We start from the raw sequence: 22,550 nt of genomic DNA, 5'->3' as shown, positions 1-22,550 counted from the left end.
CGGCGGGCCCCCGCCGGGCCCCCCGCGGGCCGCGCGCCCCGCCCCCCCCCCCCCCCCCCCCCCCCCCCCCCCCCCCCCCCCCCCCCCCCCCCCCCCCCCCCCCCCCCCCCCCCCCCCCCCCGGGCCGGACCTCCAGCGGCAGCCGGGTGACCGCGACCATCGCCCACGGGTTGCGGTACTCGACCTGGTCGTCGCCGGGCACCGCGATCTCCCGGTAGCGCGCCAGCAGCAGCCGCAGCGCGACCCGGGCCTCCAGCCGGGCCAGCGGCGCGCCGAGGCAGAAGTGGATGCCGTGCCCGAAGGTCAGGTGCGGGTTGGGGGAGCGGCGGACGTCGAAGCGGTCGGGCTGCGGGAACACCCGCTCGTCCCGGTTGGCCGCGGTCAGCCAGACCACCACGACCTGCCCGGCCGGGATGCGCACGCCGCCCACCTCGGTGTCGGTCCGGGTCAGCCGGGCCAGGCGCGGGAAGGGCGTGCGCAGCCGCAGCACCTCCTCGATCGCCGTCGGCAGCAGCGCCGGGTCGGCCCGCACCGCGGGGACGGCGTCCGGGGCGTCCCGGAAGCAGACCAGGCTGTTGCCCAGCGTCGCGGTGGTGGTGATGTGGCCGGCGATCAGCAGCAGCCCGACGAAGCCGACGATCTCCTCGTCGGCCAGCCGCCGGCCGTCCACCTCGGCCTGGACCAGCTTGCTGGTCAGGTCGTGGCCCGGAGCCGCCCGCCGGGACCGGATGAAGTCCAGGAAGTAGCCGTTCATCTCGCGCATCACCGGGGCCACGGCGGTCACCGCCTGCTCGCCGACCTCGCGCAGCGACCGGTCCGGGTCGATGTCCTGGCCCAGCAGCGTGTCGGCCCACCGGCGGAACAGCGCCCGGTCGGCGACGGGGATGCCCAGCAGCTCGGCGATCACGATCACCGGCAGCGGATAGGCCAGCGCGTCGACCAGGTCGAACCGCTCACCGGCCTGGTCCAGCAGCTCGCCGGTCAGCTCGGCGATGCGCGGCTCCAGGTCGGCCACGACCCGCGGGGTGAACGCCTGGCTGACCAGGGTCCGCAGCGTGCGGTGCTGCGGCGGGTCCATGCGGACGAAGTTGCCGCGCTGGAAGAGCGCGAAGTCGTCCTGCTGCGGCTGGAGCGCGGAGAGGTCGGAGGAGAACACGGCCGGGTCGGCCAGCACCGCGCCGGCCTCCTGGTGCCCCAGCACCTGCCAGCACTCCTGCCGGTCGTCGAAGTGGACCTGCCCGTGCCGGCGGCTGTCGGCCAGCCAGCCGAGGAAGTCCTCGAACGTCGCTCGGGTGGTGGTCATGCCCCTCACTCCCTCCGGGCGGAGCACCCGCCCCCACGCTAGGCGCGGCGGCGGCTCCCGGGAGCCCCTCGGCGCGCGGCGTCGCAGGTCGGGAGGAGGAGGGCGACGGTCAGGGTGCCGGGCGGGACACGGGGCGCCCCCGGAGTCGGTCCAGCGGTCCCCGCAGGCGGAGGCGGAAACGGTCGGGGACGGCGCTGATCGGCTCGGCCGCGCCGTCCGGTCCGGGCCGCCGCTGCGCGAGTCGCTCGAGGCGCTCGACCTCCGCCAGCAGCGCGGCGCGGCGGGCGGCGGCCTCGCGGTCCAGGCGCTCCCGGGTCGCGGCGGCCTCGGCGTCGGCCCGCCGCCGCTCCTCGCGCCCCGTGGCCAGGAGCGCGACGACCTCGCCGCGGGCCTGCAGCCGGGCGGCGGCCGCGTCGTCGGCGGCCCGCTGCCGGGTCCGCTCGGCCCGGTCGAGCGCGCGCCGCTCGACCGCCCGTACCTCCTCGAGCCGCGCCTCCGCCTCCGAGCAGGCCTCGCTGCGGGTCCGCTCGGCCGCCGCGACGACCCGGTCGGCCTCGGCGGCGCGCGCCCCGGCCTCCCGGGTCGCCGCGGCGACGATCCGGTCGGCCTCGGCCCGGGCGTCGGCGAGCAGCCGTCGTCCGTAGCCGACCAGCCGCTCCGCCTCGGCGCGGGCCGCCGCCCGGTCGGCCGCGGCGTCCGCCCGCATCCCCTCGGCCTCGTCGGCCGCCGCGGCGAGCACCGTCCCGACGCGGCGCGACAGCCGGAGCACCGCACCGCCCCCGGGGGAGTGCCCGAGCAGCTCCCGGGCCTCGTCGAGGGCGGCCCGGGTGGCGAGCAGACGCGCCTCCAGGCGGGAGCACTCGCGCGCGGCGGCGGTGAGCTCGTCCTCCGCCCACTGGACGTAGGTGTCGACCTGGAAGCGGTCGTAGCCGGCCACGGCCCGGCGGAACACCGGACCGGCATCGAGGACGGTCGACAGGTCCCCGGAGACGTTCGGCCGACGGCGCCCGCCCGGCGCCGTCGTGGGTGCGTGCAGCAGGGACGGCGCGGCGTCCTCGGCGTGCGGTTCGGCGCTCATCGCTCCCGCCTCCCTCCGGTCCCGGGTCGAGGGAGCGGACGCTACGGAGCCGCCGGTGGGACTCCGTCCGCCGCCGGACGCGGACCACCCGGCCGGGCGACGGACCTCCCGCGATCCGGGCGGTCGGCGTCCGAGGCCCTCTCGCTGCGTGACGTCGCGTGACGTCGCCCGGGAGGGTGAGCCGCCGGTGCCGGGGCTGTGCCGGTCCGCGACGTGCCGCACCCTCCTCCCATGACGCCCGACACGACATCGCCGGACCCGGGGAGCATGACCGTCCCCCCGCTGTTCGGCTGGGAGCACGTGCTGGTCGCGGTGGTGGTCGTCGTCGTGCTGGCCGTCGCCGCGCTCGCCGTCCTGGCGGCCGGGACCGCCGAGAGCGGGCGGTCGGAGTGGCAGGCCTGGCTGGCCGGCCGATCCGTCCGGCGCCCGGACGAGTAGCCGCCGCTACCCGCCGGTGGTGGTCAGCAGCCGCTCGCAGGTACCCACGAGGAAGCGCGCGACGGTCCGGGTGCCGGTGGAGGACGCCGGGTGCGCCGCGACCTGCTGCCAGTGCGCCAGGTGCTCCCGGGCGGCGCGCACCAGCTGGCCGGGCTCGGCGTCCGGCCCGCAGCCGAGGCGGGCCGCGGGATCGGTGCCGAGCAGGCCGAGCAGCCGCACCGCCGCCAGGCGCTCGGCTGCCGGCAGCGGCGCGTCGGGGGCGGTGAGCTGGTCGAGCAGGTCGAGCTCGGTGAGCTCGGGCCGCCCCAGCCGGAACCGGTCGAGCTCGTAGAGCAGCGGGTGCGCGTCGCCGGGCGGCGGCGCGCGGTGCAGCAGCGTCGTGAGCGCCGCCACGGCCGCCCGGGCGCGGAACGCCTCGAGCCGGGCTCCCAGCCGGGTCCGCACCAGGTCGGCCAGGTCCACGTAGGCCTGCCGCTCCTGCTCCTCCGAGCGCACCGCGCCGGCCACGGGCAGCACGGTCGCGCACAGCCGGCGCAGCTCCTCGGGCGCCGCCACCCGGCCGGCGTCGTCCGCGGCGGCGCCGTCCCCACCAGCTTCGGCGCCGGGGTCGGACCCGACCGGGGCGTCGCCGTCGGCGACCAGGACGCCGAGGACCTGGCTGGGCCGCAGCGCCGCGGCGAGCGCCAGGAGGTCCCGGTAGCAGTCCGCCCCCCGCGCGGTCGACGGCACCAGCAGGACGACGGCGTCGGCACCGGCGGTGATCCCGAGGTCCGGCGACGGATCGGCTCCGTCCGGTGCGGACCGGTCCAGGCAGGTCATCGGCACGAGGACCGGCGTCTCCTGGGAGGTGGCGACGCGCCGGCCGGGGGCGTGCAGCGCGCCGTCCAGGCGCCGGCGCACGGCGTCGACGAGGGCCGGGGACGGTCCGGCCAGGGCGATCCTCGGTGGCTCGCCCAGCTGCCGGGTCAGCGTGCTCAGCGACTGCGCGTGGGCCGTCCCGTGGTAGAGGTCGCGGGCCCGCCGGACCATGATCCGGACCTGCTCGAGCGGGCGCGGGGCCGGCACGACGCCGGGGGTCGGGGGCGGCGCGCCCGGGTCGCCCAGGGGCACCCAGCCCTCGACCCGGGTCCCCTCGCCCGGAGCGGACCGGACGTCGAGGTGCCCGCCGACGCCGGTGACGCGCGAGGTCATGTTGCGCACCCCTCGGCCGAGGGACCCCGAGGTCGCCGGGTCCCATCCCCGCCCGTCGTCCTCGACCGAGAAGAGCAGGTGGTCGCCGGCCCGTTCCAGCCGCACCCGGACCGCCGCGCCGCCCGCGTACTTGCGGGCGTTGTTCACCGACTCCAGGCAGCAGAAGTAGACGGCGGCCTCGACGTCGGGGGAGAACCGCGCGCCGTCCACGCCGGGGGTGTCGATCCGGACGTGCGGGTCCTGCCCCAGCTCGTCGCGGAGGGCGGCGACCACTCCGCGCTGGGCGAGCGCGGCGGAGGACAGGCCGGTGGCGGTCCGGGTGAGGACGGCCTCCGCGGTGTCGAGCTGCCCGAGGATCTGGTCCAGCCTCGCGCGCGCCTGCTCCGCCCGCCCGGCGGCGACCTCGTGCTCGGCGAGCCCGAGGGCGAGGCTCAGCGACACCAGGTGGTGCTGGGCGCCGTCGTGGAGGTCCCGCTCGATGCGCCGCCGCTCCCGGTCGGCCTCGGCCACGACCCGGCGGCGCGCGTCGGCGATCTCGGCGGCCCGGGCGAGCGAGGTCCGCAGCTGGCGCTCGAGGTCGATGTTGGTCCGCACGGCCTGGAGCACGACCCCGAGGCTGTTCGCGATCGCCCTCAGCAGGTCCTGCCGCTGGTCGTCCGCCCCGGCGACCGCGGCCCGGTCGACCGCGATCGTCCCGACCTCCTGCTCGGCGTGCCGGACGGGGACCTCCAGCGACGTCTCGGCCTCCTCCTCGCCCGGCCGGACCCACTGGTAGCTCCGGTCGCGCAGCCCGGGCCGGTGCACGGTCAGCCGGCACGTGGTCGCGCCCAGGCCCCGACCGACCGCCTCCGCGACGCCGGCCAGGTCGGGGACGCCTCCGGTGGCGCCCCGGGGGAGCGCGGCCACGTCGGCCAGCACGCCGTACGGGGCCGGCCTGCTGCCGTACAGCAACCGGTCGACCGCGCGTTCGGTCAGCACGAACACGGGGAGGAAGGCGAGCGCGCACAGACCGACGGCGACGGCGCGGGTGAGGGCCGGAGAGGCCTGCGACCACCCCAGCACGAACCTGGCCCAGCGGAGGTCGATGAACACGAACAGGCAGCCGATCGCCGCCGTCACCAGGACCACGACCAGCCCGCGGCTGAACCACCGCTGCGCACTCGCGGCGCCGGCCCGCCGGCCGGTCATCAGCACGGCCACGGCCACGATCGGCAGGGTCAGCCGAGCCGCCCAGTACCAGAGCACGATCGACGGGCGGGACGGGGTCAACGTCAACGGGTCCAGGGCCGTCGGATCGACCAGACCCAGCCCCGGCGTCCGCACCCACACCAGCAGGCCGGTGATGACGGCCAGCGCCGCACCCACCGCGACGGTCGCGACCAGCAGGCCGAAGAGCAGCCGCGCCGGCGCCCGCAGCCGCTCGCTGGTGCTGGTCCGCAACCGCCGGCGCAGGCCGACGACCCCGACGAGCGGCAGCACGAGCCCGGCCAGGAGCACACAGCGGACCGACGCCGGGAGGAACATGCCCAGGACGGCCGCCGCCGCGACGGCGACCACCGCCGCCACCACCCACCGGTCGGGGCGACCGGGCGGACCGCTCCGCGGCGCCCAGGCCAGCGCGAGCACGAAGGTGACGCAGGTGATCACCGGGAGCACGAGCTGGGGGACCACGTCGACCTGGTCGAACCCGGTGACGGTGGCCAGCACCTCGTCCGCCGCGGCCGACTGCAGGCTGAAGGCGGCGGCCGAGGCGGCCAGCGCGGCCCCGAGCACGCCCTGTGCCGGGTCGCGGGCGCCGTGCACCAGCAGGGCGCCCGCGAGGACGAGGGCCAGCACGCCCAGCCCGGCGTCCGGGACGAGCTGGGACAGGGGCTCGCTGCGCGAGATCCCGGCGGTCACCGCCCGGGTCCACAGGCCCCCTCCCTCCGTTCCCGGGGAGCCGCCCGCGACGCCGGGGAACCGGCTCGCCACGCCGACGAGCACCCCGAGGACCAGCCAGCAGGCCGACAGCAGGGCGCTGCCCACGAGGACGGCCGTGATCCAGGTACGGCTCCGGAGCCCGGCGTCCTCGCCGGTCACCGGACCGCGACCTCCGCCTCGACGGCGCGCTCCACCACCGGCTCCACCCGGTCGGGCACCCAGGCGCGGACGACGAGGTGCGGACCGCCGCGGCCGCCGGCGCCGTCCTCTGTCGGGCCGGTGATCTGCAGACCGCCGCCGAGCGCGACCAGGCGGTCGGCGTCGTCGGCGAGCACCGCCTCGAGGCGGCCGGGGGGCACCGGCGGTGCGGGGTCGTCGAGGACCGCGCTGAGCTCGCCGCCGCACTCCTCCAGGTGCAGGCTCAGCTCCCGTTCGGCGGGTCGTCCGGCCAGCTCGCGCAGTGCCGAGGCGGCGGCGTAGTAGAGGCCGGACTCCAGCTCCCAGGCCGCGCGCGACCCGAGCTCCGCGGAGAGCCGGACCGGCCGGGGCAGGTCGGCCACGACCTCGTCGAGCGCCGCGGCCGGCCCCTGGTCGCGGAGCACGGACGGGTACACGCCCCGTGCCACGGTGCGGAACCGGTCCAGCAGGTCGTCCAGCCGGGCCCGGGCACGGGCGAGCTCCTCCCGGACCGGCGTGAGGTCGTCCGGCGCGTCGGCCAGGCCGGCGCGGGCCGCCACCAGTTCGGCGCGCAGCCCGGCCAGGCGGTCGCCCGTGGCGTGCGAGAGCTCCGCGATCAGTCGCCGGCGGGCGGCCTCCCGGGCGGAGTCGAGGCGCCGGCGGGACGCCCCGAGCTCCTCGGCCAGCTCGGCGGCCCGCCGGACCCGCTCGCTGAGCTCGGCGTTGAGCGAGACCACGCGGAGGGGGAGCGTCGCGCCGTTGGCGACGTCGTGGAGCAGTTCCCGGTCGGCCACGGTGACCGACGCCGGCTTGGTGATCGTCAGCGCGGCCCGGAGGACCCCCGCGTCGAGCACCGGTACGACGGAGTCGACGTCCGGCTGCACGAGCAGGTCCGCGAGCCCCGGCACGCTCCGGCCGGGGGGCGGGGTGCCGCCCGCGTCCGGAGGATGGTGGGCGGCCTCCACCAACCGGTCCCCGACGGCCAGCCAGACCGCGGCCCGGACCGCCCCGGTGCCCTCGGCCAGCACCTGCGCCAGGCCGGGGAGGACCTCCTCCAGGGATCCCGCCTGGATCCGCCGGGCCGCCTCGGCCAGCGCCGAGTACGGGCTCGCCAGGCTCCGGCCGGCCACGCGGGCGACCGCGCGCTCGAGCGGGGGCCACACCAGGAAGAGCGCGACGGTGGCGACGCCGGCGGCGAGGAACGGCAGCACCAGGAGGAGCTGCCGGTTCATCGCCAGCGCCGTGATCAGGCCGTGGCCGCCCCAGGCGAAGGCGAGGAGCACCGCGGCCACGCCGCCGGTGACCAGCAGCCAGCCGAGCAGTGCCGCGGAGCGGACCCGGGTCATCGTCACCACCGACCCACGCCCGGCGCACGCCGGCCGGGCCGTGCGCTCACGCTAGGCGCAGGCGCGGGCGTGGCCAACCCCTTCCCGGCTCAGGAGCGGTCGTCGTCGCGTTGCGCTCGCAGGTAGGTGAGGACGGCCAGGACCCGGCGGTGGTGCTCGGTGGCGTCCTCGGCCAGCTGGAGCTTGCCGAAGATGCTGGCGATGTGCTTCTCCACCGCCTTGGGGGTGACGAACAGCTGCGCGGCGATCCCGTTGTTCGACCGGCCCTCGGCCATCAACCGCAGCACGTCGAGCTCGCGCGGCGACAGCGAGTCGATCGCGCCCTTCTTCTCCCCGCGCGGGTGCTCGACCAGGCGCTTGGCCAGGACCGGCTCGATGACGATCTCACCGGCGCCGATGCGGGCGAGCGTGTCGCTCAGGACGTCGACGCTGCCGACCTTCTCCTTCAGCCGGTAGCCGATGGCCTCGGTGCCGATCTGCAGGATCCGCATCAGGTAGTGGGACTCGGCGTAGTGGGAGAGGAAGAGCAGTCCCATGTCGGCGTGCAGGGCCCGCAGCCGTTCGGCGGTCACGAGGCCGCCGTCGGGTCCGGGGGGCATCCGGATGTCCAGGATCGCCACGTCGGCCCGCTCGCTGTCCAGCAGTTGGACCAGCGCGTCCCCGTCGGCGGTGGAGCCGACGACCTCGTGGCCGGCGGCCTCCAGCAGCATCAGCAGGCCCTCACGGAACAGGGCGCCGTCCTCGGCCAGGGCTACTCGCACGGGATCCTCACCTCGATCGTCCCCGAGCCGGGCTCCCCGGCGACGCCCACCTGGCCGCCGAGGCCCCGGACGTGGCCCAGGATGCCCCCGGCGTGCCGGGTCGGCACGCCGTACAGGCAGATGACCAGCGCCTCCCCGTCGCGGCGCAGCACCACCTCGGCGGGTTCACCCCCGGCCTCGAGCCGGGCGAGGCAGTCGGTGACGGCGAAGTAGGCGGCTCCCTCGACGTCCGGGCAGAAGCGGTCGGCCGGTGCCACGACGCGCAGGGGGACGGCGACCCGGTCGGCGAACTCGCCCAGCGCCGCGCCCAGCCCGGCCTGGTCCAGCAGCGGCGGGTAGATCTCCCGCGAGACCTCCCGCAGCTCCTGCAGCACCGTGTGCATCTGGTCCTGCAGGTCGTCGATCGAGAGCCGGAGGGCGTCCTCGTCGTCGGAGAGCTTCTTGCGGACCACGCCGAGCTGCGGCACGAGCGCGGAGATCTGCAGGGCCGCGCCGTCGTGCAGCCGGCGCTGCAGGCCCCGCCGGCGCAGCCACCGGTCGCGCTCGGCCTGCCGGGGGCCGACCGACCCCAGGTCGGCCGCTTCCGCCGGCGGTCCGTTCGCGGCGGTGCGCTCCCGGCCCGCCGCAGTCCGGTCGTCCGGCGACTGCGCAGGCGGAATCATCACCTCGAGATCCTCCGCCGGGCCGACTCTGCCGGGAAGGGGGCGCGCCCCCTGCCCGGGGTGGGGCTGCCCCCCGGTTCCGCCGGGCCCTCCTCCGCTTCCTGGAGCAGCCACCGCGCGAGGGTGAGGGCGAGGTTGAGCGGGTGCAGCTCCGGGACGGCGAGGCCGCCGACGGCGCCGCGGTCCAGGGCCGCGGCGAGTGCCCCGGCGTCCAGGATGCCCAGGTCGGCGACCGCGGGGGAGCCGACGAGCTCCACCAGCCGGTCCCGGTTGCGCAGCAGCCCGCGGTAGTAGACCTCGTTGAAGTGCCCCTTGCGCCGGCGCGTGAGGATCGGCTCGGGGAGCAGGCCGTCCATCGCGGCGCGCAGCAGCGGCTTGCTCGTCGCCGGGTCCGGGCGGGTGGTCGCCAGCACCCGCAGCCCCTCCCGGAGGACCCGCCGGTCGAGGAAGGGGTGCGCGACGACCAGCCCGGCAGGGGCGGCCACCGCCCAGCGGACCGGGTCCCCGGTCCGGGCGCGGATGCCGGCCAGGGCGAACCCGACCGCGGGCACGGGGTGCGACGCGGCCTCGGACACGGCCCGCTCGGCCATCCGGTCGGCCAGGGCCGTGTCCCGGGCGAACCCCGGCCGCACCCACGCCGGGACGGCGGGGGCCCGGCGGCGCCGGCGGGCGAGGAGGGGGTCGAAGCCGAAGGGCCGCAGCACCGTCCACGGGTCGGTGTCGTCCGCCGCCGCCCAGCGCCGCGCCTCCCGCCAGGCGGTGCCCAGCCGCCCCCGGCGCAGGTCCTCGGCCAGGGAGAAGGGGTGGGTGTCGAGCACCTCGTCGGCGCCGATGCCGGTGAGGACCCGCTGCGCCCCGGCCGCGACCGCCGCGAGCGTGAGCGCCCGGTCCATGCCCAGGCGCCACAGCCCGGGATAGGGCTCCTCGTGCCGTGGCGGGTCGGCGAAGACGTCGAAGTCCAGCAGGTCGTCCCCGTCGAGGCGCACCGACGGCAGGCCCGGCACCATCCCGAGCGCCTGCTCGACGTAGGGCGTCTCCCGCGCGAGCAGGGCGAGGTCCCGGTACACGACCGAGATGCCGGCCACCAGCCGGCACCGGCCGACCGCGGCGGCGTCCGCCGCGCAGCGCAGCACGGCGGAGGAGTCCAGCCCCCCGGACACGTGGCAGGCCACCGTGCCGACCGCGCGCTCGGCGACCGCGGCGGCGAGCACCTCGCGGTAGTCGGCCGCGGCCCGGGCCGGTGTGTCCCCCGGGCCGCGGACGGCGTCCAGCGGGGCGAACAGCGGGCGGACGACCGTCCGGCGCGACGGCAGCTCCACCTCGAGCGCCGCGCCGGCCGGGACCCGCTGGACCCCGCGGAACGGCGTGCTCGTCCCGGCCGGCTCGTTGGCGGGGGAGGGCTCGGCGAGGTAGCCGGCGAGGTGGTCGAGGTCCAGGTCGGCCGGCCGGCCGCGCACCCGGTGGAGCGTGGCGAGGTCGGTCGCGACGACGACCTGCTCGCCGCGACGCTCGGAGTAGAGCCGGTGCCCGCCCGTCGGGTCGCGCACCGCGAGCACCCGCCCGGCCGCCTCGTCCTGCAGCAGGAACGCGAAGTCGCCCTCCAGCGCCGCGAGGCCGGCCCGGCCCCGCCGGCGGTACACGCGGGCGATCGCCTCGGCGTCGCCGGCCGGGCCCACGTGCAGGTCCGCGCGGTGGTGCAGCTCCCCGAGCAGCAGCACGGTGACCCCGCCGCCGCGGGAGGTCGAGGTGAGCCCCCCCGTCGCGGTCAGCGCGACGCCGGCCGGGCCGATCGTCGCGACCAGCCGGCTCCCGCTCATCGGACGGTGTTCACCAGGCGGTGCTCATCGTGCGACCGCCACCGGCTGGAAGGCGGCGCACAGGTCCGGCTGGTCGCCGAGCACCGCGCCGCCGAGCACGTCCCCGCCGTCCACCGCGTCCCCGTCGTCCACCGTGGCCCCCTCCACGACGCACCAGCTGTGGGTGGCCAGCGGGTAGAAGCTCAGGCCCAGCACCACGGCCGCCGGCAGTCCCGCCCTCCGCGCCTCGGCCAGGCTGACCACGGCCCGTTCCTTGCACGTGTGCCCCAGCACGCTGCCGCTGGCCGAGCGGCGCACGCGCCGGTCGATCGCGGCCGCGGACGACCCGCCCGGACCGTCGCGGGTCGGCAGCGACGTCCACCACCGGAGCGTGCGGTACCACCCCGCCGTGGCGAAGCACAGGCGCGCCGCGGCCAGCAGCGCCCAGGTCCGGAGCGGCGGGGAGCCCACCCGGCACAGCGCGGACAGCAGCGCGACGACGAGCCGGTCGAGCCACTGCCCGCGGGCAGCCGCCGGGGCGCTGCCCAGGTCGGCCGGCAGGTCCGCGAGCAGGGCGTCGAGATCGGCCGCGACCTGCTGTTCGGGCACCCCGTGCCGCCGGGCGGCGGCGCGCACCGTCCCGGTGCGACCGGCGCGCGGCAGGTCGGCGAGCAGCTCGGCGGCGATCGGGTCGACCGCGTAGAAGGAGCCGGCGAGGTCGAGCAGGCGGCCGCTGCCGTCCGGCGCCCGCACCAGCAGCACGTCGGGGCGGAGCCCGACGGCCGGGCCGGCGGGCTCAGGGTTCCATGTAGTAACCGGTGTAGCCGTCCTGGCTCTTGCCGAAGAGGCCCCCGCGGACCAGGCGCGCGGCCGGGCCGACGAGGAAGGCCTGTGGCCGGCGGTACTCCGGCCGGGCGACGGCGTTCGGGACTCCGGCCTCGTCAGCGGCCGACCGGTCAGGGGCGTCCACCCTCCGGACGTCGGGATCGGACATGGGGACCTCCTGGAGGTGTGGGGACGTCCGCGGCGGGCCCTCACCGTGAGGCGACGTCACAGACCACGCTCACCATGGTCACGCCGGGTGCGCGGCGCACGGAAGAGGGCGTCCCCTACCTCGGGGTAGGGCAGACCCCACCTCCCGGGAGGGCGGTGAGCCCCCCGTCCTCGCCGTCGGTCACTAGGCTGCTCGCACGTCAGCGGAGGCGCAGCGAACTGCTGTCCCAGGGGGCCACGTGGACTACAGCCTCGGGGTCGACCTCGGCACGACGTGTGTCGCGGCCGCGGTCGCGCGCGCCGGACGGGTGGACATGGTCCCGCTCGGTGACCGGTCCGTGGTCATCCCCTCCACCGTCTACGTCCGGGACGACGGCCGGCTCGTCACCGGTGACGCCGCCGCACGCCGGGCCGTGAGCAACCCGGACCGGGTCGCGTCGGAGATCAAGCGCCGGCTGGGGGACCCGACCCCGCTCATGCTCGGCGGCTCGGCCTACCCGGTCACCGACCTGCTCGGCGTGCTGCTCCGGGACGTGCTGACGAAGGTCGACGCCGAGCACGGCGGCCCGCCCGGCGCGGTGGTGCTCACCCACCCCGCGACCTGGGGGCCCTACCGGCGGGAGCTGTTCGAGGAGGTGCCCCGCTCCGCCGGCGTGGAGCACTGGCGGATGGTGTCCGAGCCCGAGGCCGCCGCCGCCCACTACGCGGCGACCCGCGAGATGGCGGTGGGCGAGGTCATCGCCGTCTACGACTTCGGGGGCGGCACGTTCGACGCGACCGTCGTGGGCCGCACCGAGGCCGGCATCGAGGTGCTGGGCACCCCGGAGGGGATCGAGCGGCTCGGTGGCGCCGACCTGGACGAGGCGATCCTGACCTTCGTCAACCACGCCGCGGGCGGCGCCCTCGCCGAGCTGGACCTGGGCGACGCCCGGACCGTCGTCGCGCTGGCCCGGCTGCGGCAGGACTGCGTCCTGGCCAAGGAGGCGCTGTCCCTCGACACGGAGGCCGTCATCCCGGTGTTCATCCCGGGCCGGCACCAGGACGTCGCGCTCACCCGCGACCAGTTCGAGGCGATGATCCGGGCCCAGGTGGAGTCCACGATCGGCACGCTCAACCGGGCACTGCGGTCGGCGGACATCCCGCCCAGCCGGCTGTCGGCGGTGCTGCTGGTCGGTGGTTCCGCGCAGATCCCGGTCGTGGCGCGGATGGTCGGCGAGCAGCTGGGTTGCCCCACCATCGTCGACGCGCACCCCAAGCACCCGGTCGCCCTCGGCGCGGCCACCGTGGGCGCGACACCGGGCTCGCTGCCCGGCCCGGTCGGGGCGGTGGGCCCCGCACCTGCCCGGGGAGTCCGACCGGAGCCCGCAGCGGGGGAGGCCGCGCCGGTCGCCGACCGTCGGGTGGCCGGGGCCGCGCTGCCGACCCCGCGGTCCTCCGTCGGGGCGGACGCCCCCGGGGACCGTCGTGCCGCGCCCGGTCCGGCGCCCGAGGCCGAGCCGGCCCCGGCCGGGAACGGGCGGCCGGGCATGCTCCGCGAGGCGGCCGGTCTCGCCGCCGGTGCGGCCACGGTGGCCGGCGCCTCGACCGGCGAGGCGCCACCGGCAACCGAGGTCGCCGGCGCGGTGGGTACCCCGGCCGCCGGAGGCGCGGGCGCGGCGCCGCCCGTCGCACCGGGCGCGCCGCCGGGCGACCGGCCCGCGGGCGGCGACGGCCCGGCCGGCCGTCCCCCGGGTTCCCCGGCCGCGGGGCCCCCGCCGGGCGGGCTCCCACCCGGGGACGGTGGACCCGGCGGACCGCCCCTGCCGCCGGGGCCCCCGGACACCACGCACGGCACGGGCAGGCCCCCGCCGGGTGCGGGACCCGACCGCGGTCCGGCCTGGTGGGCGGCCCGCCAAAGAGCGCTGGTCGCGGTCCTCGGCGCGGTGGTGGTCGTCGCCCTGGTGGTCCTGCTCGCCGTCGTCCTGACCCGGCCCGACGGCGCGGCCGACGAGGGCACCGACCCGTCGGCGTCGACCTCGGCACCGTCCGACGCCGGGACGGCAGTTCCGCCACCGCCCCCGTCGGCCGCGCCGGCGGTGCCGATCCCGTCACTGGGTACGCCCGTACCGGCCGGGCCGACCCCCAACTTCGTGGCCGTCGCGCCCAACGGCGACCAGCTCTACGTGGCCAACGGCGCCGCCGGGACGATCACCGTCGTCGACACGGCGGTCGACACCGTGACCGCGACGATCGACGTGCCCGCCGGCCCGCCGCAGTACCTGGCCTTCTCTCCCGACGGCCGGCGCATCTACGTCAGCGTGTGGAACGACGAGCGCACGATCGCGGCGCTGGTCGTCGTGGACGCCACCCGCAACGCCGTCATCGAGACGATCCCGATGGCCAGCCGGCCGTTCGTCCCCGCCGTCACCCCGGACGGGCACCGGGTCTACGTGCCCAACCACGACACGGGCAACATCGCGGTCATCGACCCGCACGGGGACGCCGAGCTGTACTACATCACCGTGCCGCCCAACCCGCACTGGGTGTCGTTCTCCGTCGACGGCACGCGCGCGTACGTGGCCAACCACGAGTCGAACCTCGTGTCGGTCGTGGACGTCGCGAGCAACGAGGTGGTCGCGACCGTGCCCGTCGAGACCAGCCCGCACAGCCTGGCCGTCCACCCCTCCCGGCCGCTGGTCGGCAACGTCAACTACGACGCCGCCTCGGTGACGTTCATCGACACGACCACCAACACCCTGGTGGCGACCGTCCCGGTCGGTCAGAACCCGCAGTACTTCACCTGGTCCGCGGACGGCCGGTTCGCCTACACGGTGAACAACAGCGAGAACACCGTCTCGGTCATCGACGCCGAGACCTTCACGGTCACCGCGACCGTCCCGACCGGGGCGTCGCCGACGTCGATGGCGGTCCTGCCCGACGGGACGACCGCCTACGTCAGCGACGAGGACGCCGGGACGCTCACCGTGCTCAACGTGGGCAGCTGATCGGCGTCCCAGCACCGGGGGTCGGACAGCTCCAGGTGGAGGTCCAGCAGCGCGTCGACGCGCGTCCGCGCTGCGGCGACGGCGGCACGGGAGGCGGGGGTGTCCTTGGCCTGCTGGACGAGGCGGGCGGCGACGAGGTCCTCCCGCGCCTGCGCGAGGTCGGCGGTGAGTTCGTCCACGAGGGTGTGAGCGGGCGAGAGCATCGGGGTCTCCTGGGGTGCTGCGGTGGCCGGCGGGCGGGTCGCGGTGCGGTGGGGGAGCGGGTCAGGCGGCCATGGCCGGGCTCGGGTGCTGCGGAGCCGTGGCGCCGGTCCGGTGGTGGTGCAGGCGGGTGAGGTGCCAGGCGGTGCAGTCGGCGCAGGAGGCGATCCAACGGCTGTGGCGGAAGCACCGGGTGGTGGTCATCGCCGGCTCCTCAGGGAGTGGGTTGGGTTTCTCGGTCTGCGATGAGCCTCGCCGGGCCCCCGCGCCGGGGACATCGAGCCAACCCCCCAGACGGCGCCGCCGATCCCCCGATTCCGTCCGGGGTCGGCCCGACGCCGTCGAGGGGACCGCACGCGGGCTGTCCCTACCTGCACGAGGGGGTGGGAGCCGGCCGATCCGGGGGTCTGCTCGATGGCCCGGCGGGACCGTCGACGACAGCGTTTCTCCCTGCCATCGCGAACGAAGACGACGCCTCCCCTGGAGACCGTTCGCCGCGCGGCGTCACCCGTGCGGGAACGCTCCCTGCCCAGTCGGCCGAGTGCGTCGAGCTGATCAAGGGAGATCTCGCATGACCACTCCGGCATCCCCGACCCCGCTGCGGGCCCTGCTGGTCGAGGGCATCCACCCGGCCGCCGCCGACCTGCTGGCCGCGGCCGGCGTCGTCGTCGAGCAGGTGGACCGGGCGCTGGACGAGCACGAGCTCGTGGCGCGGCTCGACGGCGTCCACGTGCTCGGTCTGCGCTCGGGCACGCAGGTGACCGCCGACGTCCTGGCGAAGGCCCCGGACCTCCGGGCGGTCGGGGCGTTCTGCATCGGCACGAACCAGATCGACCTGCAGGCGGCCACCGAGCGCGGTGTGGCGGTGTTCAACGCGCCGTTCTCCAACACCCGCAGCGTGGTCGAGCTGGCCCTGGCCGAGATCATCGCGCTCACCCGCCGGATGACGGTGCACAACGACGCCATGCACACCGGGCTGTGGCGCAAGTCGGCCAAGGGCAGCCACGAGGTGCGCGGCCGGCGGCTGGGCATCGTGGGGTACGGCAAGATCGGCAGCCAGCTGTCGGTGCTCGCCGAGGCGCTCGGCATGCGCGTGTCGTTCTACGACACCGCCGACACCCTCGCCCTGGGCAACGCCCGCCGGTGCGCCACTCTCGACGAGGTGCTCCAGAGCTCGGACGTGGTGTCCTTGCACGTCGACGGCCGGCCCGGCAACAGCGGCATGTTCGGCGAGGAGCAGTTCGCGCGGATGCTGCCCGGCTCCCTCTTCCTCAACCTGTCCCGCGGCTTCGTCGTCGATCACCAGGCCCTGCGCCGGAACATCGACAGCGGCCACCTGGCCGGCGCAGCCGTGGACGTGTTCCCGGATGAGCCGGCGGCCGCCGGCGATCCCTTCGAGTCCGACCTGCGCGGGCTGCCCAACGTGATCCTCACGCCGCACGTCGGTGGCTCCACCGAGGAGGCGCAGGAGGACATCGGCGAGTTCGTCGCCACCAAGCTGCTCGGCTACCTGGAGCGGGGCGCCACGGGCCTGTCGGTCAACCTGCCCGAGGTGCAGGTGCCCCGCTCGGCCGGCACCACCCGGCTGGTGCTGCTGCACCGCAACCAGCCGGGCGCGCTGGCGCACATCGACAGCGTGCTGGCCGAGGGCGGTCTCAACGTGGAGCAGCAGGCGCTGGCCACCTCCGGGTCGGTGGGCTACGTGGTCACCGACGTGGGCGGCCCGATCGGCCCGGCCGTCGTCGACCGGTTGCGGGCGCTGCCCGAGACGATCCGGCTCGACGTGCTGCCCGCCTGAGCCGGGCTCGGCGCACCGGCGCCCCGCTCCCCGTCGGGAGCGGGGCGCCGGCGTGCGCTCGTCCCCGCCCGGGCCGGCGTCCCCGCACTCGACGGTGGGGTTGGGGGGTGGGGTCCACCCCCGGTGAGGACTCGGGACCGGGCCGCCGGTTCTGGGGGAAGCCCGATCGATCCCCGGTTCGTCCCGCAGCAGTCTTCCTGTGAGCGAAACGCACCGTCTGCGAGAACCCGCACTCCGCGCCAATGCCGGCGCCATCCCGACAGGGGGACCGACGTGCCCATCATCTCCGCTCCGCACGAGTTCAACGAGGACGACCTGTACGTCGACCTCCACCCGGTCTTCGGCCGGTCCCTCTTCCTCAAGTGCGAGGGCTTCAACTTCGCCGGCTCGGTCAAGCTGAAGGCCGCCACCCGGATGGTCGAGACCGCCGAGCGCCGCGGGCGGCTGCGGCCCGGGTCCATCCTGGTGGAGTCCTCCTCGGGCAACCTGGGCGTGGCCCTGAGCATGATCGCCGCCAGCAAGGGCTACGGGTTCCGGTGCGTGACCGACGCCCGGTGCAACCTGCAGACCCGGCAGCTGATGGAAGCGCTGGGCGCCGAGGTGCACGTCATCACCGAGCCGGACCCGGTCCACGGCCTGCTCGGGGCGCGGATCAACTACGTGAAGGCGCTGTGCGCCGCCGACGACCGGTACGTCTGGCTCGACCAGTACGGCAACCCGGACAACTGGGGAGCGCACTACCGGACGACGGCACCGGCGATCGCCCGCCAGTTCCCCGACCTGGACGTGCTGTTCGTCGGCGCGGGCACGACCGGCACGCTGATGGGCTGCGCCCGCTGGTTCCGCGAGTGGCACCGCCCCGTCCGGATCGTGGCCGTGGACGCCGTGGGCTCGGTGTCCTTCGGTGCCGAGCCGGGCCGCCGGATGATCCCCGGCCTGGGCATGGGCATGCGTCCCCCGATGCTCGACGACTCCTACGTCGACGAGGTCACCTGGGTCGAGGAGACCGACACCATCCGCACCTGCCACCGGCTGGCCCGGCGCGGCTACCTGTTCGGCGGCTCCACCGGGACCGTGGTCAGCGGCGCGATCGACTGGCTGGCCCGCCACGACGCGGAGGGCCTCACGGCGGTCACCATCTCGCCCGACCTCGGTGAGCGCTACCTCGACACCGTCTACCAGCCCAACTGGGTCCAGGACCTCTACGGCGAGGACGCGCTGCAGGTCGACGAGCCGGCCCGGCCGGCGCCGGTCGTGCCGCAGCCGCGGTCCCCGCAGTCCCCGTCGTCCGTCCTGTCCGCCCTGCGATGAGGCGCAGCAACACCTCCGACAGCACAACCCCGGGCACGTGCCCGGACCACTCCCTCCACCGGCGCAAGGAGTTCTGAACGTGGGAAACCCGATCGCGGTCCTGACGGCCGCCCCGGCAGCGGCCCCGGCCCCGTCCGACGCAGCCCCGCCCGGGGACCTGCAGACCGCCCTGGGCGCCGTGCTGGCCGACGTGCTGGGCGTCGGGCACGTGCCCGCGGACAGCGACTTCTTCCAGGACCTGGGTGCCGACTCGATGGTGATGGCCCGGTTCTGCGCGCGGGTGCGCAAGCGGGCGGACCTGCCGTCGATCTCGATGAAGGACGTCTACCGGCACCCGACCGTCGCCGGCCTGGCGGCGGCGCTGGCCCCTGACGAGACCCCCGCGGCGGCCGCGCCCGCCCCGGCCGAGGCCGCTCTCGCGGAGGTGCTCGCCGGGGTCCTGCAGGTCGACCACGTCCCGGTCGACAGCTCCTTCTTCGACGACCTGGGCGCCGACTCCCTGGTCATGGCGCAGTTCTGCGCCCGGGTGCGGAAGCGGCCGGACCTGCCGTCGGTGTCGATGAAGGACGTCTACCGGCACCCGACGGTGCGCAGCCTGGCCGAGGCGTTCCGCGCCGTCCCCTCCGCCCCCGCCCCGCCGGCCGTGCCCGCCCCCGTGGCGCCGGCACCGGTCGAGGCGCCGCGGCCGGCTCCGGCGGGGACCGCGCTGCACGTCCTCTGCGGGGTCCTGCAGGCGCTGTTCTTCTGTGGCTACTGCCTGCTCGTCGCGATCATCGGCGTGGCCGGCTACGACTGGATCTCCGCGGGCGGCGGCATCGTCGACGACTACCTGCGGTCGGTGGTCGTCGGCGGCGGCACCTTCCTCGGCCTCGCGGCCCTGCCGATCGCGGCGAAGTGGCTGCTGGTCGGCCGGTGGAAGGCCGGGGAGTTCCCGGTCTGGGGGCTGCACTACGTGCGCTTCTGGATCGTCAAGACGCTGGTGCAGAAGAACCCGCTGGTCCTGGTGTTCAACGGCACCCCGCTCTACCCGCTCTACCTGCGGGCGCTGGGCGCGAAGGTCGGCCGCGGCGTGGCGGTCTTCGCCAAGACCGTGCCGGTGGCGACCGACCTGCTCACCATCGGCAGCGGCACCGTCCTCCGGAAGGACGCGGTGGTCCCCGGCTACCGGGCGCACGACGGACGGATCCAGCTGGGCCCGGTCACCTTCGGCGCCGACGTCGTCGTCGGTGAGTCGTCGGTCATCGACATCGGGACGTCGATGGGCGACGGCGCCCAGCTCGGCCACCGCTCGTCGCTGCAGGCCGGTCAGGCCGTGCCGGCGGGCCAGAGCTGGCACGGGACGCCGGCCCGCCGCGCGGACGTCGACTACTCGCTGGTCCCGCCGGCCCGCTGCAGCACCCGCCGCCGGGTGACCTACTCGGTGCTGAAGCTGCTCGGCCTGCTGTTCGTGGACCTGCCGCTGGCCATCGGCGCGGTCGCCCTCCTGGTGCTCGCCGTCCCCGGGCTCGGACGGCTGCTGGAGGCCGGCCCGATGGTGATGACCAGCGCCTCGTTCTACCTGGACGCGATGGTCGTCTCGCTTGTCCTGTACCTCGGCGGCATCCTCGTCGGCCTCGCGGTCATGACCACCGTCCCCCGGGTGCTGGGCAGGTTCGTCACGCCCGGCCGGGTCTACCCGCTCTACGGGGTCCACTACTCCCTGCAGCGCACGGTCACCCGGATGACGTCGGCCAAGTACCTGCTCAAGCTCACCGGCAACAGCTTCGCCGTCGTCCACCTGCTGCGGAGCCTGGGCTACGACCTGGGGCGGTACGTGCAGACCGGGTCGAACTTCGGCGAGGGGGTCAAGCACGACAACCCGTACCTGACCTCGGTCGGCGCCGAGACGATCGTCGCTGACGGGCTGTCGGCCATGAACGTCGAGTTCTCCAGCACGTCGTTCACGGCGTCCCAGGTGCGGATCGGCGCGCGCAGCTTCCTCGGCAACGCGATCGCCTACCCGCCCGAGGCCCGGACCGGGGACGACGTCCTGCTCGCGACCAAGGTGATGGTTCCCATCGACGGGCCGGTCCGGGAGGGCGTCGGCCTGCTCGGCTCGCCGGCCTTCGAGATCCCGCGCACCGTCCTGCGGGACGCGACGATCGACGACCACCTCCAGGCACCGGGCGAGCTGGCCCGCCGCCTGGCCGCGAAGCGGCGCCACAACCTCGGCAGCATGGGCCTGTTCCTGCTGCTCCGGTGGGCCAACTTCTTCGGCACGACCCTGATCACCCTGGCCGGCTTCGAGCTGCACGACCGGTTCGGCGCCGCGTCCGTCGCGGGCGCGATGGTGCTCAGCGTCCTGTTCGTCACCGCCTTCGGCATCGTCGTGGAGCGCGCCTCGACGGGCTTCCGGCCGCTGCAGCCCCGGCAGTGCTCGATCTACGACCCGTACTTCTGGTGGCACGAGCGGTTCTGGAAGCTGGCCTGGCAGCCGGCCTTCTACAACGGCACCCCGCTCAAGCCGGTCGTGCTGCGGCTGCTGGGAGCACGGGTCGGGCGCCGGGTGTTCGACGACGGCCTGGGCATGCCGGAGCGGACGCTGGTCACCATCGGCGACGGCTGCACCTTCAACGCCGGCAGCACCGTCCAGTGCCACTCCCAGGAGGACGGCGGCTTCAAGCTCGACCGGATCACCATCGGCTCCGGCGTCACCGTCGGCGTGGCCGCCTGGGTCCACTACGGCGTGACGATCGGCGACGGCGCCGAGATCGGCCCGGACGCCTTCCTCATGAAGGGCTCCGAGGTCCCGGCCCGCACCCGGTGGGCGGGCAACCCGGCCGAGGAGGTCGGGGAGGTCCCCGCGCCCCTGCCCGCTCCGTCCGCTCCCCTCGAGGTGGCCGACCTGGTGCCACCGCAGCGCACGTCCGCACCCATCCCCGTGTCCGCGTTCCAGCGGTGAGTGAGGAGACCCCCCTGATGGTCATGGCAACGACGCGTTCCGGCCGCGAGTTCTGGCGCGAGGTGCTCCTCGCCGGCGGGTCGGCGGCGATCCCGCGGTGGACCCTCGACCCGCGGCCCGGCACCGCCGGACACGAGGCGCCGCTGCCCGGCGGGCTGGCCAGGGCAGTGCGCCGGCTGGCCGGCGAGCTGGGGGTGCCGGTGTCGGCGGTGTTCCTGGCCGCGCACGCCCGGGTGCTGGCCGCGCTGTCCGGGGAGACCGAGGTGGTCACCGGCTACGTCTCCGGCTCGGCGGGGCCGCTGCCGTGCCGGCTGCCGGTGGACGGCGGGTCGTGGCGGGAGCTGGTGGCGGCCGCGGCCGCGGCCGAGGCGGGGCTGCGGGCGCACCGGGAGGTGCCCCTGGACGCGCTGCGCGCCGAGCTCGGCGTGGCCGGCCCGACGTCGGAGGTGGCCTTCGACCCGGCCGGCGACGGGGAGCTGCCCGAGGGTGCGGTGCTGCGGATCGGGGTGGCCGGGGACGGCGCGCGGCTGGCGCTGCGCCACCGCGAGGACGCCCTGGACGCGGCCGCGGCGGCGCGGATCTGCGGCTACCACCGCACCGCGCTGGCCGCGCTGGTCGCCGACCCCGACGCCGACCCGCTGGCGGGCAGCCTGCTGTCGGCGGAGGAGGCGCGGCTGCAGCTGGACGGGATGGCCGGCCCGCACCGTGAGCTGCCCGAACGGCCGGCGCACGAGCTGTTCGAGGAGCAGGCCCGGATCCGGCCGGACGACGTCGCCGCCGTCCACGAGGACCGGCAGGTCACCTACGGGGAGCTCAACGCCCGCGCCAACCGGCTGGCCCGGGCGCTGCGGGCCCGCGGGCTGGCTGCCGAGGACGTCGTCGCGGTGGTCACCGAGCGGGACCTGGACTGGCTGACCGCGGTGCTGGCGGTGTTCAAGGCCGGCGGCGCCTACCTGCCGATCGAGCCGCACTTCCCGGCCGACCGCATCGCGCGGACACTCTCGCGGGCCGGTGGGCGGCTGGCACTGACCACGCCCGGCGCCCGCGCCGGCCTGGACACCGCCCTGGCGCAGCTGCCCGGCGTGGTCGTGCTGGACGTCGCGGCCGGCGTCGGCGAGGGCCACGACGACACCGACCTGGGCACCCGCATCGCGCCCGACCAGCTGGCCTACGTCTACTTCACCTCGGGTTCCACCGGCGAGCCCAAGGGTGCGATGTGCGAGCACGCCGGCATGCTCAACCACCTGTTCGCCAAGATCGACGACCTGGGCGTCGTCGAGGGCTCGGCCGTGGCCCAGGTGGCGCCGCAGTGCTTCGACATCTCGCTGTGGCAGCTGGTCTCCGCGCTGCTCGTCGGCGGCCGCACCGTGCTCGTCCCCCAGGACGTGGTCCTGGACGCCGAGCGGTTCGTCGACCTGCTCGCCGACCAGCGGGTGGCGGTGGTGCAGGTGGTGCCCTCCTACCTGGAGGTCGTGCTGGCCTACCTGGAGGCCCACCCCCGCCCGCTGCCGCACCTGCGGGCGGTGTCGGTCACCGGCGAGGCGCTCAAGCCCGAACTGGCCGCCCGCTGGTTCACCGCCCAGCCGGGCATCGCGCTGGTCAACGCCTACGGGCTGACCGAGACCAGCGACGACACCAACCACGAGGTCA

General features: G+C 76.2%; 17 protein-coding genes. 6 read left to right on the top strand and 11 right to left on the bottom strand.

Annotated elements, in window-relative coordinates; genetic code table 11:
* Positions 1-1,303 (bottom strand): cytochrome P450 (locus ACI789_RS23670; protein ID WP_457012000.1); only part of this gene is annotated, 1,303 nt, incomplete at its 3' end.
* Positions 1,304-1,412: 109 nt separating this feature from the next.
* Positions 1,413-2,381: a hypothetical protein gene (locus ACI789_RS23665; RefSeq protein ID WP_457011999.1), complete on the bottom strand. Its 969-nt coding sequence runs from the start codon at positions 2,379-2,381 to the stop codon at positions 1,413-1,415.
* A 231-nt stretch (positions 2,382-2,612) separates the two neighbouring features.
* Here ACI789_RS23665 and ACI789_RS23660 point away from each other — a divergent pair, with 231 nt between their 5' ends.
* Positions 2,613-2,819 carry a hypothetical protein gene (locus ACI789_RS23660; RefSeq protein WP_457011998.1) on the top strand — a complete coding sequence of 69 codons (207 nt, stop codon included), beginning with the start codon at positions 2,613-2,615 and terminating at the stop codon, positions 2,817-2,819.
* A gap of 6 nt (positions 2,820-2,825) precedes the next feature.
* On the opposite strand, the gene ACI789_RS23655 is transcribed toward ACI789_RS23660, so the two are convergent.
* The 7 genes from ACI789_RS23655 to ACI789_RS23625 form a co-directional block, all read right to left on the bottom strand.
* Positions 2,826-6,089 carry a sensor histidine kinase gene (locus ACI789_RS23655; RefSeq protein WP_457011997.1) on the bottom strand — a complete coding sequence of 1,088 codons (3,264 nt, stop codon included), beginning with the start codon at positions 6,087-6,089 and terminating at the stop codon, positions 2,826-2,828.
* Positions 6,086-7,453, bottom strand: a complete 1,368-nt coding sequence (locus ACI789_RS23650) for a hypothetical protein (RefSeq protein ID WP_457011996.1) — start codon at positions 7,451-7,453, stop codon at positions 6,086-6,088. The genes ACI789_RS23655 and ACI789_RS23650 overlap by 4 nt, the downstream gene beginning before the upstream one ends.
* An 89-nt stretch (positions 7,454-7,542) precedes the next feature.
* Entirely contained in the window at positions 7,543-8,214 is a 672-nt protein-coding gene (locus ACI789_RS23645) for a response regulator transcription factor (RefSeq protein ID WP_456916709.1), read from the bottom strand.
* Positions 8,205-8,876 carry a sensor histidine kinase gene (locus ACI789_RS23640; RefSeq protein ID WP_457012001.1) on the bottom strand — a complete coding sequence of 224 codons (672 nt, stop codon included), beginning with the start codon at positions 8,874-8,876 and terminating at the stop codon, positions 8,205-8,207. The genes ACI789_RS23645 and ACI789_RS23640 overlap by 10 nt, the downstream gene beginning before the upstream one ends.
* A complete protein-coding gene (locus tag ACI789_RS23635) occupies positions 8,876-10,693 on the bottom strand; it encodes an asparagine synthase-related protein (protein ID WP_457011995.1) in 1,818 nt (605 codons plus the stop codon). Before ACI789_RS23635 ends, ACI789_RS23640 begins: the two co-directional genes overlap by 1 nt.
* Before the next feature lie 24 nt (positions 10,694-10,717).
* Positions 10,718-11,425: a lasso peptide biosynthesis protein gene (locus ACI789_RS23630; protein WP_457011994.1), complete on the bottom strand. Its 708-nt coding sequence runs from the start codon at positions 11,423-11,425 to the stop codon at positions 10,718-10,720.
* A 43-nt stretch (positions 11,426-11,468) separates the two neighbouring features.
* On the bottom strand, positions 11,469-11,666 hold the full coding sequence (locus ACI789_RS23625) for a hypothetical protein (protein WP_457011993.1): 198 nt from the start codon (positions 11,664-11,666) through the stop codon (positions 11,469-11,471).
* 238 nt (positions 11,667-11,904) lie between these two features.
* On the opposite strand from ACI789_RS23625, the gene ACI789_RS23620 reads away from it, so the two are divergent.
* Positions 11,905-14,649 (top strand): Hsp70 family protein, encoded by a 2,745-nt coding sequence (locus ACI789_RS23620; RefSeq protein ID WP_457011992.1) that lies wholly within the window; start codon positions 11,905-11,907, stop codon positions 14,647-14,649.
* Here ACI789_RS23620 and ACI789_RS23615 read toward each other — a convergent pair.
* Both ACI789_RS23615 and ACI789_RS23610 read right to left on the bottom strand, forming a co-directional pair.
* Positions 14,595-14,852 carry a hypothetical protein gene (locus ACI789_RS23615; protein WP_457011991.1) on the bottom strand — a complete coding sequence of 86 codons (258 nt, stop codon included), beginning with the start codon at positions 14,850-14,852 and terminating at the stop codon, positions 14,595-14,597. The genes ACI789_RS23620 and ACI789_RS23615 overlap by 55 nt on opposite strands.
* A 61-nt stretch (positions 14,853-14,913) precedes the next feature.
* On the bottom strand, positions 14,914-15,054 hold the full coding sequence (locus tag ACI789_RS23610; RefSeq protein WP_456916716.1) for a hypothetical protein: 141 nt from the start codon (positions 15,052-15,054) through the stop codon (positions 14,914-14,916).
* A 367-nt stretch (positions 15,055-15,421) separates the two neighbouring features.
* Between ACI789_RS23610 and serA the strand changes: the two genes are divergently transcribed.
* From serA to ACI789_RS23590, 4 genes are all read left to right on the top strand, one after another.
* Complete coding sequence (gene serA / locus ACI789_RS23605; RefSeq protein ID WP_457011990.1) at positions 15,422-16,648, top strand: phosphoglycerate dehydrogenase; 1,227 nt, start codon at positions 15,422-15,424, stop codon at positions 16,646-16,648.
* A 273-nt stretch (positions 16,649-16,921) separates the two neighbouring features.
* Positions 16,922-17,959, top strand: coding sequence for a 2,3-diaminopropionate biosynthesis protein SbnA (gene sbnA / locus ACI789_RS23600; protein WP_456916718.1), 1,038 nt, complete (start codon positions 16,922-16,924; stop codon positions 17,957-17,959).
* 79 nt (positions 17,960-18,038) lie between these two features.
* Positions 18,039-20,900 (top strand): Pls/PosA family non-ribosomal peptide synthetase, encoded by a 2,862-nt coding sequence (locus tag ACI789_RS23595; protein ID WP_457011989.1) that lies wholly within the window; start codon positions 18,039-18,041, stop codon positions 20,898-20,900.
* 23 nt (positions 20,901-20,923) lie between these two features.
* The coding region (locus tag ACI789_RS23590) for an AMP-binding protein (protein WP_457011988.1) at positions 20,924-22,550 on the top strand (1,627 nt) is incomplete at its 3' end.

The organism is Geodermatophilus sp. SYSU D00965 (assembly GCF_054050075.1).
This window is presented reverse-complemented; position numbering and strand designations above follow the sequence as displayed.